Below are 14,685 nucleotides of genomic sequence, written 5' to 3'. Positions count from 1 at the left end.
ACGGTGGTCACCAGCGCGTCGGTGGCCGGTACCGGTTCGGTGCGTGGTCCGTCGACGATCTCGACATTGCGGCTGTGGATCTGTTCCATCCCAGACCAGCCGCTGCGACGGCAGGCCGATGGTCTCGGCGAGCCGCTCGCGGTTGCGGCGCACGGCCTGCGGATCGTCACCGACATGGTCGCCGAGATTGAACGAGTCGTACGGTGCGGCGGAGAAGCCGCCGGCCCTCGTCGTGACCACTCGCCGGACCGTGCGAACCGAAACCGATGTCATGGCGTCGAGCCTAGTCGGCTCTTGCCTATGCGCCGGTCAGCGCGGGTGCGCGGGGGTGATCAGCGTCGCATGAACGACGGCACGTCGACATCATCGTCGTCATCGTCGCCGGTGTCCGGCGGCGGAGTGTGCGAACGGCCGGTGTGGCTTGCGATGGGATCGGCTGCCGGACGGGGCCGTTCGTCGCGGTAGCTCGGCGCCGGTCCCCTGCTCACGCTGCTCGAGGTGGCGGCGGCCGGGCTCTCCGCCGGACGCGAACTCGATTCGGTGCTGCGGCTCTGGCCGATCTCGCCGGCCCGGCCCGCGCCGATGGTGCCGCGGGTGGTGGCCGGGTCGAAGGTGCGCCTGGCCGGTCCGCCGCCGTCGAATCCCGCCGCAATGACGGTGACGCGCACTTCGTCGCCGAGCGAATCGTCGATGACGGTACCGAAGATGATGTTGGCCTCGATGTGCGCGGCCTCCTGCACCAGCGAGGCCGCCTCGTTGATCTCGAACAGACCCAGATCCGAGCCGCCCGCGATCGACAGCAGCACGCCGTGCGCACCATCCATCGAGGCTTCCAGCAGCGGCGAGTTGATCGCCGCCTCGGCCGCCTTCACCGATCTGCCCTCACCCCGTGACGAGCCGATACCCATCAGCGCGCTGCCCGCACCGGACATGACGCTCTTGACATCGGCGAAGTCGACGTTGATCAGACCCGGGGTGGTGATCAGGTCGGTGATGCCCTGGACACCGTTGAGCAGCACCTCGTCGGCGGAGCGGAAGGCGTCCATCAGGCTCACCGCCGCGTCGCCGAGCTGCAGCAGCCGGTCGTTCGGGATGACGATCAGGGTGTCGCAGGATTCGCGCAGCATATTGATGCCGACTTCGGCCTGGTTGCCGCGCCGCTTGCCCTCGAAGGAGAACGGGCGGGTGACCACACCGATCGTGAGCGCGCCGAGCTTGCGGGCGATGCTGGCGACGACAGGGGCGCCACCGGTACCGGTGCCACCGCCCTCGCCCGCGGTGACGAAGACCATGTCGGCGCCCTTGAGCACCTCTTCGATCTCGTCCTTGTGATCCTCGGCGGCCTTGCGGCCGACTTCGGGATCGGCGCCGGCGCCGAGGCCACGGGTGAGTTCGCGGCCGACGTCGAGCTTGACGTCGGCATCACTCATCAGCAGCGCCTGGGCGTCGGTGTTGACCGCGATGAACTCGACTCCCTTGAGTCCCTGTTCGATCATCCGGTTGACGGCGTTCACGCCGCCGCCGCCGATACCGACGACCTTGATCACTGCAAGGTAGTTGTGCGGGGGCGTCATGGGCTCTCGCCTTCCTTCGATCCAAAGCCTGTCGTTTCCGGATGCTCGGCACCGAGCCGCGTCGGCCGGGCCGTGTCTCCCAGCGGTCCGCGATTCGAGCAAACCCTAAACCTCAACCATAGGGTTGGCGTTATGTCAAGTATCCGACTGGTGCCGAACGCTATTCGCAGCCGACGCGATCCGCGCGCAGGCGCGCCGAGACGAGAATCAGAATCTTGTGTGATCCCGCTCGTGCCGAGACGCCGGACGTCGTATCGTGGTCGGTTGCCCCCCGGCGGGAATCCCGTTGCGGGGACGCCTCCCGGACCGCCACCGAAAACTCGCCGGACACAAGGGGTATCACGCCGAGTTCGATGGACTTCGATCATTTTACCGTCACCAGATCGGGGCTGGACACGTCGAACACCGTGCCGGGGCGGGTCAGCAGCGGACCGACCACCGCCACCTTGCGTTCGGCATCGTCGGCCCCGCCCCACAGTACCGTGCGGCCATCGCGCAGCCGCAGCGAAATATCCGAAATCGACCGTACCGCAACCTCGCCCACCTGCACTCTCAGCGCCGGCGGCAATGCCGTCACCACCGCGACCGCGGCCCGGGTGCCCGGGTCCGCGCTGCCGGGATGCTCGGCCGTCAATTCCGGCACACCGATCGGCGGCGGCTCGATCGCGTACTCGACACTCTCGGCATCGAGCAGATGCGCACCGAGTTCGCTGGTATAGAACAGCACCGGCGCGCGCTCGGTGATCGTCACCCGCACCGTCGACGGGAACGAGCGCTGCACCCGCACCGAGCCCACCTTCGGGATGCTCGCCACCCGCGCGGCCATGGCGGCGGTATCGATGCGCAGCATCGACTGCCCGTCCGGAATCTCGAGTAACTCCCGCACCCGGTCCTCCGGCACCGCCGACAGCCCCTGGATCTGCACCGTCCGCACCGACAGCAGCGGCGTGAACCAGGCCACGACGATCACGGTGATCAGCAGGCACACCGCGGGCAATCCCCACAGCCGGATCCGGCGCCATCGACGCGCACCGAACAGCTCGGCCCCGGACCGCACCCGCGCTCACCGCCCGAACTGCGGACGCGCGCGTAGGCCGTCGAGGATCTGGCTGCCGAGCATGGTGACATCGCCGGCGCCCATGGTGATCACCACGTCGCCGGGCAGTGCCAGCCCCGCCACCTGCCGTCCGACCCGGGACATATCGGGTTGGTAATGCACCGGTGTGGTGACCGACTGGGCCACCAGCGCGCCGTTGACGCCGGGCAGCGGCTCCTCGCGGGCGCCGTAGACGTCGAGCACGACCACCTCGTCGGCCAGGCCGAGCGCGGCGCCGAACTCCTTGGCGAAGGTCGCGGTGCGGCTGTAGAGATGCGGCTGGAACACCACGATCACCCGGCCGCGCCGTGAACGCGCGCCGTCGGCGGCTTCCTGTTCGACCAGGGCCGCGGCGGCGCCGAGCACCGCGCGCACCTCGGTGGGATGGTGGGCGTAATCGTCGAAGACCCGCACGCCGTTCTCCCGGCCGACGAACTGGAACCGGCGGTGCACCCCGCCGAAGCCCTCCAGGCCCTGGATGATCTCGTCGAGATCGGCGCCGGTGGCACGCGCGGCCAGCAGCGCGGCCAGCGCGTTGAGCGCCATATGCCTGCCGGGTACCGACAACCGCAGGGTGCGCGGCGTGGACTCGCCGTCGAGCTGGAATTGCGCCAATCCCCCGACATCGCGCGGCTCCCAGCTGTGCAACCGGACCCCGACCGGCACCGGCGCATCACTCAGATCGCCGGAACCGTAGCCGAGGACCCGCACGCCCTTGTCGGCCAGGCGGTCACCGATACGCTCGGCCAGCGCCCGCGAACCGGGGTCGTCGAGGCACACCACCAGCAGGCCGCCGGGCCCGAGGCGATCGGCGAAATCGTCGAAGACCTGGGTGTAGGCCTCGTCGGAGCCGAAGTAGTCCAGGTGATCGGATTCGATATTGGTGACCACGGCGACGTCGGGGTCGTACTGCAGCAGCGAGCCGTCGCTCTCGTCGGCCTCGGCGACGAAGATGTCGCCGCTGCCGTGGTGGGCGTTGGTGCCCGCCTCGTTGAGCTCGCCGCCCACCGCGAAGGAGGGGTCGACGCCGCAGTGCTGCAACGCCACGATCAGCATCGAGGTGGTGGAGGTCTTGCCGTGGGTGCCCGACACCAGCAGCGTGCGGTGCCCGCTCATCAGCGAGGCCAGCACGGCCGGGCGCAGCAGCACCGGGATATCGCGCCGGTTCGCCTCGACCAGTTCGGGATTGGTCTTGGGAATCGCGGCGTAGGTGGTCACCACGACGGTCGGGCCGCCGGGCAGCAGATCCAGCGCACTGGCGTCATGGCCGATGCGCACCTGGGCGCCGCGGGCGCGCAGCGCGAGCACACCGCGGCTCTCCTTGGCATCCGAGCCCGACACCGCGCCGCCGCGGGAGAGCAGGATTCGGGCGATGCCCGACATTCCGGCGCCGCCGATGCCGACCATGTGCACCCGTTCGAGCAGGGGCGGCAGGGCCGCCCGCGCGTCGACGCTGCTCGCTTCCCCGGTCATCGGCCCGCCACCCGGACGGCGATGCGGGCAACCTCGTCCGCGGCGTCACGATGTCCGGCACCTGCGGCGGCGCGGCCCATCTCGGTCAGCCGTGCGGGGTCCGTGAGCAGGGCAATCACCTCATCGATCACGTAGGAGGGCGTCAGCTGGGAGTCGGCCACAATTGTGCCACCACCCGCGGCGACGACGGGGCGGGCGTTGAGCTCCTGCTCGCCGTTGCCGTGCGGCAGCGGCACATACACCGCGGGCAGCCCGACCGCGGACACCTCCGCGACCGTCATCGCGCCGGAGCGGCAGACCACCGCGTCGGCGGCGGCGTAGGCCAGATCCATCCGGGAAAGATACGGCACCGCCACATAGGGCGCCGACGACGTGCCCGGCGGCAACTCCAGGGTGTTTTTCGGGCCGTGCGCGTGCAGCACCGAGATACCGGCGGTGGCCAGCTCCTTCGCCGCACCCGAGACCGCCTCGTTGAGGGTGCGCGCCCCCTGGGATCCGCCGAACACCAGCAGTACCGGGCCCTCGGCCGGCAGGCCGAAGTGGTCGCGGGCCTGCGCGCGCAGCGCGGACCGGTCCAGCGAGGTGATGGCCGAGCGCACCGGGATGCCGATGACCTCGGCGCCGGCCAGCCCGGAATCCGGCACCGCGGCCAGCACCCTGGCCGCGACCCGCGCGCCGACCTTATTGGCGATCCCGGCCTTGGCGTTGGCCTCGTGCACCACCACCGGCACCGCGCGCCGGCGCCGCAGGGCGCCGCGACCGGCGGCCAGATAGGCCGGCAGCGCCACATAGCCGCCGAAACCGATGATCACATCGGCGTCGACCGCGTCGATGACGGAACGGGCGGCGGCCACCGACGCGCGCACCCGTGCGGGCAGACGCAGCAGATCGGCGCTGAGCTTGCGTGGCAGCGGCACCGGCGGGATCAGCTCCAGCGGGTAGCCGCGCTCGGGCACCAGCGTCGTCTCGAGGCCGCGGGCGGTGCCGAGCGCGGTCACCCGGATCGACGGGTCCAGGCGGCGCAGGGCGTCGGCCACCGCCATGGCCGGTTCGATATGGCCCGCGGTGCCGCCACCGGCGACGACCACCGAGAGTGCCTTCCCATGCGCGTCCGAGGTGCGGGGCGCCCCGCTCACCGCGGTGTTCTCGTTCGCGGACTGGCTTGCACTCACCTGGATCTTCCTCGTTCTCTCGCGTGTGTGACCGGATAGTTCGGCTCCCAGGCGCGGGTCGCGCGCGCGGAGCTGGTGCCGCGGCTCTGCGCCGAGCGCCGCCGCGGTTCGGTATCGCGTTGCCCGCCGGTGCGTGACCTGCGCGCCGGCGGCGGACCGCCACGCTGGCCCGGCTTGGCCCGAGCGGCCGACCTTGCCCTGGCCGCCTCGGCCTTCGCCGGTGCGTACACCTCCGGTTTGGGCAGTCGAAGCAATCTACTGAATCGGCCGTCCTGGCCCGCGTGCAAGGCCGCGACCGCCTCCGGTTCGTGCCGGGCGGCATTGGCGATGATGCCGAACATCAGCAGCGTGATCGCCAGCGAGGACCCACCGGCCGAGACCAGTGGCAGCTGCAGGCCGGTCACCGGCAGCAGCCCGACGACGTAGCCGATATTGATCAGCGCCTGCCCGGTGATCCAGGTGGTCGCCGTCGCGGTCAGCAGCCGCAGGAACGGGTCGGCCGAGCGGGCGGCGATCCGCAGTCCGGTGTAGACGAACAACGCGAACAGCCCGAGCACCAGCGCGCAGCCGAGGAAGCCGAGTTCCTCGCCGATGATGGCGAAGATGAAGTCGTTGTGGGAATTGGGCAGATAGTTCCATTTGGCCCGGCTCTGGCCCAGCCCGCGCCCCCAGATGCCGCCGTCGGCGAGGGAGAACTTGGCCTGCATGGCCTGATAGTTGATGCCCTGCGGATCGTCGCCCGGGTTGAAGAAGGCGCGCATGCGGTCGGAGCGGTAGCCGGCCGACAGCGCGAGCACGCCGGCGGCGATGACGCCGGAGATCGCGATCGTCACGAACAGCCGCACCGGCAGCCCACCGAACCACAGCAGTGCCGCGAGCACGATGCCGACGGCGATGGTGGTGGACAGGTTGGGCTGCAACACGATCAGCAGACACACCAGCAGGCCGGCGGGCACCAGTGGCACCAGGATGTCCTTGAGCGCGGCGTGCTCGGAGCGGCGCGAGGCCAGCAGATGCGCGCCCCACACCACCAGCGTCAACTTGACGATCTCCGAGGGCTGCACCGAGAACACGCCGAGATCGATCCAGCGGCGGGCACCGTTGACCTGCGCGCCGATGCCGGGAATCAACACCAGCACCAGCGCGAGCACCGACAGCGCGAACGCCGGGAACGACAGCTGACGCAGCCGGCGCAGCGGAATCCGCAACGCCAGATAGAACAGCACCGCACCGAGCGCGGCGTACACCGCCTGCTGGACGAACAGCGAATACGCCGATCCGCCGTCGGCGTAGGCCTCCACGCTCGACGCCGACAGCACCATCACCAGGCCGAGCACGGTGAGCAGGGTGGCGATGGTGACGACGAGGTGGAACGAGGCCAGCGGACGCGCCAGCCAGACGCCGAAGCGCGTGCCCGGCCGCGGAGCCCGCGCGGGGGTCACAGCCGCCGCCCGATGTCCCCGTCCTCCAGGGTGTGCACCGCGGCGGCGAAGCTACGGCCACGATGGGTGTAATCGGCGAACATGTCCAGCGAGGCCGCGGCCGGGGCCAGCAGCACGGTGTCGCCGCGGCGCGCCAGTCCGGCCGCCGCGCGCACCGCCTGTGCCATCACCTCGTCGGCGCGGGCTCTGCTCGCATCATCGTCACCCATGTCTGCATAGTCTCCCGAGGCCAGCTCCACCACGGGGACTTCGGGCGCGTGTCGCGCCAACGCGGACGCGATCACCTCGACGTCGGTGCCGATCAGCACGGCCCCGACCAGTCGGTCGGCGACTTCTTCGATGAGGTCCTCCACGCCTGCGCCCTTGAGCTGGCCGCCGGCCACCCACACCACCTGCGGATGCGCCAGGATCGACGACCGCGCGGCATGCGGATTGGTCGCCTTGGAATCGTCGATGAATTCGACGCCGCCCACCTCGCGCACGAACGCCGCCCGGTGCGGGCCGACCTTGTGCTCGACCAGGCCCTCGCGCACGAACTGCGGGGCGACGTCGATGGCCCTGGTCAGTGCGGCGGCGGCGAGGGCGTCGGCGACACCGGCCGGGCCGGGCGGGCTGATCTCCTTGGTCTCGGCCAGGATCGCGGCCTTGGTGAAGGCGCGGTCGAGCAGTTTGCCGTCGACCACGCCGAGCTCACCGTCGGCGGGAACGCCGACCCGGAACCCCACGGTGCGTTTGGCCTTGGATTTGCGGGCCAGCGAGGCGGCCACCGGATCGTCGAGGCCGACCACACCGACCCGGCCGACCAGCGCCCGCGCCTTGGCCGCGGCATAGGCGTCGAGCCCGCCGTGCCAGTCGAGGTGATCCTCGGCGACATTGAGCACCACCCCGGCCTCCGGCCGCACCGACGGCGCCCAATGCAGCTGGAACGACGACAGTTCCACCGCGAGCACCTGCGGACCCGGATTGCGGCGCAGCGCGTCCAGGATCGGCAGTCCGATATTGCCGCAGGCCACGCTGGGGATGCCGGCCGCGCGCAGGATCGAATGCACCATGTTGGTGGTGGTGGTCTTGCCGTTGGTTCCGGTCACCACCAGCCATTTGCGGATTTCGCCGTAGATGCGGGCCTGATCGACCCACCACGCGAACTCCACATCGCCCCAGACCGGAATGCCTTCCGACACCGCCGACACCAGCACCGGCGAGTCCGGGCGCCAGCCGGGACTGGTGATCACCAGCGCGAATCGGCTCCAGTCGGCGTGTTCGAGTTCGGCGCAGGTGGCGACCTCGAGGCCGAGTTCGGCGGCCTCGGCCAGCGCCTTGGCACCGCCATCGGTGACGACCGGTTTGGCGCCGATGTCCTGCAGCGGCTCGATCAGCGAGCGCCCGGACAGGCCCCAGCCGGCCACGAGCACCTCACGGCCACGCAGGAATTCGAGCATGGGGCCCGGTGAACGCAGGGCCCGCGGAGAATGTTCGACCATTGTCAGCTCACCCGACCGCGGAGAGGTATTCGCTGTAGAACAGGCCGAGTCCGACCGCGGAGGCCATCGCGGCCAGCAACCAGAACCGGATGATCACCGTCGTCTCCGCCCATTTGCTCAACTCGAAATGGTGATGGAACGGCGCCATCTTGAACAACCGGTTGCGGGTGGTGCGGAACACCGCCACCTGCAACACCACCGACGCCGCCTCGGCGACGAACAGCGCGCCGATGACCACCATCAGCAGCTCGGTGCGGGTGGTGATGGACAGGCCCGCGAGCAGACCGCCCAGCGCCAGCGAGCCGGTATCGCCCATGAAGATCTTGGCCGGCGCCGCGTTCCACCACAGGAAGCCCATGCACGCGGCCGCACCCGCGGCGCACACCAGTGCCAGGTCCAGCGGGTCGCGCACGTTGTAGCAGCCGGTCTCCGGCTTGGTCTCGCAGGCGTGGTAGTACTGCCAGAACGTGATGATCACGTACCCGCCGAGGACCAGGCTCATCGATCCCGCGGCCAGACCGTCGAGGCCGTCGGTGAGGTTGACCGCGTTCGACCAGGCCACCACCAGCAGGCAGACGAAGGCGAGGAACACGATCACGCCCATCGACACCGTGGTGATGTCGCGGACATAGGACAGATGCCTGCTCGCCGGGGTCAGGCCGCTGTCGCCGCGGAACTGCAACGCCAGTACACCGAAGACCACCGCCGCGGTGAGCTGACCGATGTATTTACCGGCAGCCGTCAGCCCGAGATTGCGGCCCTTGCGGATCTTGATGAAGTCGTCGACGAAACCGACCGCGCCCAGTGCCGTGGCCAGGCCGAGCACCAGCAGCGCCGAGGCCGACGGGCCTTCGGCGTCGTAGCCGATGCCGATCAGATGCGAGCCGAGGTAGCCGGCCCACATACCGATGATGATGGCGACACCGCCCATGGTCGGCGTGCCGCGCTTGGCCTGATGGCTGGCCGGGCCGTCGACCCGGATCTCCTGGCCGAAGCCCTGCTTGGCGAACATCTTGATCAGCAGGGGCGTCAAGAGAATCGACACCGCCAGCGCGATCCCCGCCGCGAACAGAATCTGTCTCATCGCACTGCCTCCGCGCTACCCCTGCGTCCATCCGGGCGCGTATCGCCGGTCAGATGCTCGGCGACGGCCCACAGACCGACCGACTGCGACGCCTTGACCAGCACCACATCACCCGGCTCGACCGCATCGCCGAGCAGCGCGATCGCCGCGCCGATATCGGGAACGAGGACCGATTCCTCGCCCCAAGAGCCTTCCATCACCGCGCCCTGATGCATCGCCCGGGAGGGCCGTCCGGTGCCGACCACGACCAGCCGGTCCACATCCAGCCGCACCGCGAGGCGTCCGATGGCATCGTGTTCGATCACCGATTCCTCGCCGAGTTCGGCCATCTCACCGAGCACCGCCCAGCTGCGTCGCGGGGCGTCACCTGCCTTGGACATGGTGACCAGCGCCTTGAGCGCCGCCCGCACCGAATCCGGGTTGGCGTTGTAGGAGTCGTTGACGACGGTGACGCCGTCGTCGGTGGTGCGCACATCCATCCGGCGGGCCGAGGCGGCGCGGGCACCGGAGAGCGCCGCGACGATGGTGTCGAGGTCGGCGCCGCACTCCAGGGCAACGGCCACCGCCGACAACGCGTTGCCGACCTGGTGTTCGCCGTGCACCGACAGCCGCACCCGGGCGCTACCGACCGGGGTGTGCAAGGTGAACTGCGCCCTGGCCTCGTCGTCGAGGACGATGTCGGTGGCGCGGATCTCGGCGCGTTCGGCCTGGCCGACCATCACCACCCGGGCGTCGGTGCGCGCGGCCATGGCCGCGACCTGCTGATCGTCGGCGTTCAGCACGGCGAGGCCGGTGGCGGGCAGTGCCTCGACGAGTTCGCCCTTGGCCTTGGCGATCGCCTCGCGGCTGCCGAACTCGCCGAGGTGGGCGGTGCCGACATTGAGCACGACGCCGATGGTCGGCGGGGCGATCTCGGTGAGCGCGGCGATATGACCGACACCGCGCGCCGACAGCTCCAGCACCAGGAAGCGGGTCGACTCATCGGCACGCAGGGCCGTCCAGGGATGGCCGAGTTCGTTGTTGAACGAGCCGGGCGGCGCCACCACCGGGCCCATCGGCGCCAATACCGCCGCCAGCAGATCCTTGGTTGAGGTCTTACCGGACGATCCGGTGACGCCGACGACGGTCAAACCGCCTGCGGCTGTGTCCGCTTTGCGACGGTCTCGGGGCCCTGCGTGGTGACGCTCCGCTGCCGCCTCCGGGCCCGTCGCTCCCGCCGCGGCCAGCCGTTCGACGCTCGCGCGCGCCAGCTTCGCCAGCGCCGACAGCACCGCCGCGCCGGAACCGTCGGTATCGCCTGCCACCAAAGCCGAATTCGCGGGCAGCGTCCCTGGACTCGGCGCGACCACGATCGCCGGCACCCCCACCGGACGCGCCGCCAGCACGGCGACCGCACCGGCCTCGACCGCGGCCGCCGCGTAATCATGGCCGTCGGCGCGCTCACCCGGGAGGGCGAGGAACACATCTCCGGGACCGATTCTGCGCGAGTCGAATTCGACCGAACCGGTCACCGTCACCTCCGGGTCCGCGACGTCGTGCAGCGTGCCGCCGACGACGTCCGCGATATCCCGCAGTGTCATCTCGATCATGAAACCGTCAAGTCCTCCGCGTCCGAACCCTGCGGACTTCGCTGCTGTATCGCGACCGCGAGCACCTCGCGGTCGTCGAACGGGTGCTTCACCCCGTGGATCTCCTGCCCTGCCTCGTGTCCCTTGCCCGCCACCAGCACCACGTCGCCGGCGCGGGCCCAGGCCACCGCCGCGTCGATGGCGGCGGCCCGGTCGCCGATCTCGCGGACCTCGCCGCGTTCGGATTCCGGCACACCGAGCGCGCCTGCGCGCAGGGCGGCCCGGATGGCCGCCGGATCCTCGGTGCGCGGATTGTCGTCGGTGATGATCAGCAGATCGGCGCCGCGCGCACCGGCCGCGCCCATCAGCGTCCGTTTGCCCGCATCGCGGTCGCCGCCCGCACCGACCACCACCGCGAGCCTGCCGCCCGCGCCGGCCTCGGCCAGATGCGCACGCAGCGTGGCGATCACCGATTCGATCGCGGCCGGTTTGTGCGCGTAGTCGACCAGTGCGAGGAAATCCTGACCGCGCTCCACCCGCTGCATCCGTCCGGGCACGTCGACGGTGGCCAGGGCGGGCGCGGCCAGGGCGGGCTCGACGCCCGCCGCCGCGCACACCGCCAGCGCGAGCAGCCCGTTGGCGACGTTGTAGCGGCCCGGAAGCCGCAGGCGCACATCGGTTTCGCCGTGCGGTCCCGCCGCGGTGAACTCCTGTTCGCCGCCCTGGGTGCGCACCTGGCCCGCGACCTGCCAGTCGGCGGCGCCGGTGGTGGCGACGGTGATCGGCGCGTCCAGCCCGTCGGCCAGGCGCCTGCCCCATTCGTCGTCGACGCAGATCACCGAGGTGCGCGCGGCCACCGGCGACTGCGGCTCGAACAGCCTGCGCTTGGCGGCGAAGTAGTCTTCGAAGTCGGCGTGGAAATCCAGGTGGTCCTGGGACAGGTTGGTGAACCCGCCCACCGCGAACCGCACGCCGTCGACCCGGCCCAGGGCCAGCGCATGGCTGGACACCTCCATCACCACCGCGTCCACGCCCTGCTCCACCATCAGCGCGAACATCGCGTGCAGCTGCGGCGCCTCCGGCGTGGTGAGCGCGCTCGGCACCCGGCGTCCGCCGATGCGGGTCTCGATGGTGCCGATCAACGCGGTGGACAGCCCGGCCGCGGCCAGCCCGGCCTCCACCAGATACGAGGTGGTGGTCTTGCCGGAGGTGCCGGTGATACCGACGATGCGCAGCCGATCCGAGGGATGACCGTAGATCGCGGCGGACAGCTCGCCGAGCACCTCGCGCGGGCGTTCCCGCACCAGCACCGGCACACCCAGCTCACCGGCCAGCTCGGCGCCTTCGGCATCGGTGAACACCGCCACCGCACCACGCTCGACGGCGGCGCGGGCGAACCGCGCGCCGTGCGCCTTGGAGCCGGGCAGCCCGGCGAACAGATCACCGGGGACGACCGCGTCCGAACGCTGTTCGATACCGGTGATCACCAGGCCGGACGGCAGGTCCGAGCGCAGCTCGGCGCCGGTCAGATCCAGCAGGTCGGGCAGCGTCGACGACGTCGGCTCGGCCGGTCGTAGCGCGTGCTGGCTGGACTGCGCGGGCACAAGGTTCCTCTCTGCGATTTGTGGTGCGTACACCGACGACGAGTCAGGTTACCGACGCCTGCTTCCGGGCGGGCAACGCGGTTCACGGATTCGGGTCCGCCGCGTCCGGGCCGGCCCACCGCGACAGCGGAAGCGGCAGGTCCAGCGGTGGTGGACAGTGGCATGAACTCACGAGGCCTGCAGCACGAAACGCCTGGCAGGCTCGATGGAGGGCGGGATGCGGTCGCGCTGCAACGCCCAGGAGGCGATGTTGTGGAACAGCGGTGCCGCGGACTGGCCACCGCTGCCGTCGGCGCTGCGGACCGGGGCGTCGAGCATCATGCCCATGACATAGCGCGGGTCGTCGGCCGGTGCCATCCCGGCGAAGGTGATCCAGTACGACGAGGTCGAATAGCAGCCACAGGCCGGGTCGACCTTCTGCGCGGTACCGGTCTTACCCGCGATCCGGTAGCCCTCGACCGCGGCGGGGACACCGGTACCCATCTGCACGCCCATCGGGTCTTTCTGCACGACCGCCTGGAACATGGTGCGCAGGGTCTGCGCCGTCTGCGGGCTGACCACCCGCACACCCTCGGGGGTCGGTTCCTCGGTGCGGGTGCCGTCGGGGGCGACCTTGGCCCGCACGATGCGCGGCGGGATCCGCAGACCGTCATTGGCGATGGCCTGGTACATGCCGGTCATCTGCAGGGTCGTCATCGAAAGGCCCTGCCCGATCGGCAGGTTCGCGAAGGTACCGCCGGACCACTGATCGCGCGCGGGCAGCAGACCCGGGCTCTCCCCGGGCAGACCGACGCCGGTGCGCTGGCCCAGGCCGAACCGGGTGAGCATATCGGCGAAACGGTCCTCACCGACGCGTTGGGCGAGCATCAGCGTGCCCACGTTGGACGACTTTCCGAAGATCCCCGTGGTGGTGTAGGGCGCGACGCCGTGTTCCCAGGCATCGCCGACGGTGACCCCGGCCATATGGATCTGGCCCGGCACCTGATGGACCTCGTCGGGGTCGGTGAGGCCGTATTCGATGGCGGCCGCGGCGGTGACGATCTTGTTCACCGAGCCGGGCTCGAACGCGTGGGTCACCGACGGGTTGTCCAGCGCCTCCGGCTTCCAATGTTCTGGTCCCAGCGACGGATTGAAAGTGTTGTCGTTGGCCATGGCCAGCACCTGGCCGGTTTTGGCGTCGAGCACCACCGCCGAGGCCGATTGCGCGCCCGACAGGTCCTTGGCCTGCTGCACCTGCTGCTGGACGTAGTACTGCAGGTCCGAGTCGAGGGTGAGTTCGACGCCGTAGCCGTTGACCGCGGGCACCCGGTCGCGCCAGCTGCCTGGGATCACCGCGCCATCGGCGCCGCGGTCGTAGGTGTGCGAACCGTCAGTGCCGGCGAGCACCGAATCCATCGACGATTCCAGCCCGATCTGGCCGTGGCCGTCCCACCCGGTGGCGCCGATGATGTTGGCGGCCAGCGACCCGCCCGGGTACTCGCGCGGGTTCTGTGAGTCGGCGCCGACCTCCTTGAACTCGACGACGATCTCGGCGGCGATGCGCGGATCGACATTGCGGGCCAGATATACGAACTGCTCGTCGCTGTTGAGCAGCTCGAGCAGCTTCTTCTCGCTGGGCCCCTTGTCGCCGAGCTTTTCGTGAATGGTGGCGGCGATATCGCGCAGCCGCTGCTCGGGGTCGGGCGCGGAATCGTCCTTGGCCTTGGCCTCGGCCAGATCCTTGCGCACCTTGACCGGTTGGAAGTGCAACTCCTTGGCGGTGACGGTGAACGCGAGCGCCTTACCGTTGCGGTCGGTGATGGGCCCGCGCATGGCCTCGTCCACCCAGTGCGCGGTGCGCTGGCTGGCCGCCTGCGCCGACAGCCCCGGCGCGGAAATGCTCTGCACCCACAGCAATTGGATCGCGACGACGGCGAGCGCGCCGAGCATCGCGATCCGTCCCGCCCCCAACCGCATGCGCACCGGCCGGTCCAGCTGCGGCGCCGCCGGTCTGCGTCTGTTCACCGGCCCGCGCCGCCGCTTCGCGGGTCCGGTCCGCCTCATCGTGCGGCCTCGCCCGCGCTCGGGCGCGCGGTGGGCGCGACGGCGGGTTGACCAGGTGCATTCTCGATGAGAGCCGGTGCGGCGGGGGCGGATTCGGCAGCGGGGACCGAGGCCGCGGCCTGCCCGGGTATGTGCGCGGACGCCGGGG

General features: G+C 70.4%; 10 protein-coding genes and 1 pseudogene. All 11 read right to left on the bottom strand.

The genetic code is table 11. The features are described 5' to 3' along the window. A pseudogene (locus RJ05_RS08730) lies at window positions 1-273 on the bottom strand (laccase domain-containing protein); the annotation flags it as partial. A 59-nt stretch (window positions 274-332) separates the two neighbouring features. After that, complete coding sequence (gene ftsZ / locus RJ05_RS08725; protein ID WP_036535332.1) at window positions 333-1,574, bottom strand: cell division protein FtsZ; 1,242 nt, start codon at window positions 1,572-1,574, stop codon at window positions 333-335. 364 nt (window positions 1,575-1,938) lie between these two features. Further along, complete coding sequence (locus RJ05_RS08720; protein WP_081597236.1) at window positions 1,939-2,631, bottom strand: cell division protein FtsQ/DivIB; 693 nt, start codon at window positions 2,629-2,631, stop codon at window positions 1,939-1,941. Window positions 2,632-2,637: 6 nt separating this feature from the next. Then, window positions 2,638-4,143 (bottom strand): UDP-N-acetylmuramate--L-alanine ligase, encoded by a 1,506-nt coding sequence (murC, locus tag RJ05_RS08715; RefSeq protein WP_051016361.1) that lies wholly within the window; start codon window positions 4,141-4,143, stop codon window positions 2,638-2,640. Then, complete coding sequence (murG, locus tag RJ05_RS08710; RefSeq protein WP_228828783.1) at window positions 4,140-5,186, bottom strand: undecaprenyldiphospho-muramoylpentapeptide beta-N-acetylglucosaminyltransferase; 1,047 nt, start codon at window positions 5,184-5,186, stop codon at window positions 4,140-4,142. Before murG ends, murC begins: the two co-directional genes overlap by 4 nt. Window positions 5,187-5,311: 125 nt before the next feature. Then, window positions 5,312-6,757, bottom strand: a complete 1,446-nt coding sequence (ftsW, locus tag RJ05_RS08705; RefSeq protein ID WP_036535329.1) for a putative lipid II flippase FtsW — start codon at window positions 6,755-6,757, stop codon at window positions 5,312-5,314. Then, the gene (gene murD, locus RJ05_RS08700) at window positions 6,754-8,196 is read right to left on the bottom strand and encodes a UDP-N-acetylmuramoyl-L-alanine--D-glutamate ligase (protein WP_036535327.1); all 1,443 of its coding nucleotides are present in this window, start codon (window positions 8,194-8,196) and stop codon (window positions 6,754-6,756) included. Before murD ends, ftsW begins: the two co-directional genes overlap by 4 nt. Before the next feature lie 49 nt (window positions 8,197-8,245). Further along, complete coding sequence (gene mraY, locus RJ05_RS08695; protein ID WP_014350122.1) at window positions 8,246-9,322, bottom strand: phospho-N-acetylmuramoyl-pentapeptide-transferase; 1,077 nt, start codon at window positions 9,320-9,322, stop codon at window positions 8,246-8,248. Beyond that, complete coding sequence (locus RJ05_RS08690; protein WP_036535323.1) at window positions 9,319-10,911, bottom strand: UDP-N-acetylmuramoyl-tripeptide--D-alanyl-D-alanine ligase; 1,593 nt, start codon at window positions 10,909-10,911, stop codon at window positions 9,319-9,321. The genes mraY and RJ05_RS08690 overlap by 4 nt, the downstream gene beginning before the upstream one ends. Beyond that, window positions 10,908-12,494 carry a UDP-N-acetylmuramoyl-L-alanyl-D-glutamate--2,6-diaminopimelate ligase gene (locus RJ05_RS08685; protein ID WP_036535321.1) on the bottom strand — a complete coding sequence of 529 codons (1,587 nt, stop codon included), beginning with the start codon at window positions 12,492-12,494 and terminating at the stop codon, window positions 10,908-10,910. The genes RJ05_RS08690 and RJ05_RS08685 overlap by 4 nt, the downstream gene beginning before the upstream one ends. A 168-nt stretch (window positions 12,495-12,662) precedes the next feature. Continuing rightward, window positions 12,663-14,537 (bottom strand): peptidoglycan D,D-transpeptidase FtsI family protein, encoded by a 1,875-nt coding sequence (locus RJ05_RS08680; protein ID WP_169332949.1) that lies wholly within the window; start codon window positions 14,535-14,537, stop codon window positions 12,663-12,665. Between the last annotated feature and the right edge of the window lie 148 nt (window positions 14,538-14,685).

It is taken from the genome of Nocardia cyriacigeorgica NBRC 100375 (assembly GCF_000308555.1).
Taxonomy (GTDB): domain Bacteria; phylum Actinomycetota; class Actinomycetes; order Mycobacteriales; family Mycobacteriaceae; genus Nocardia; species Nocardia cyriacigeorgica.
Note: the sequence above shows the minus strand (reverse complement) of the source record. Positions and strands in the feature narration are given on the sequence as shown.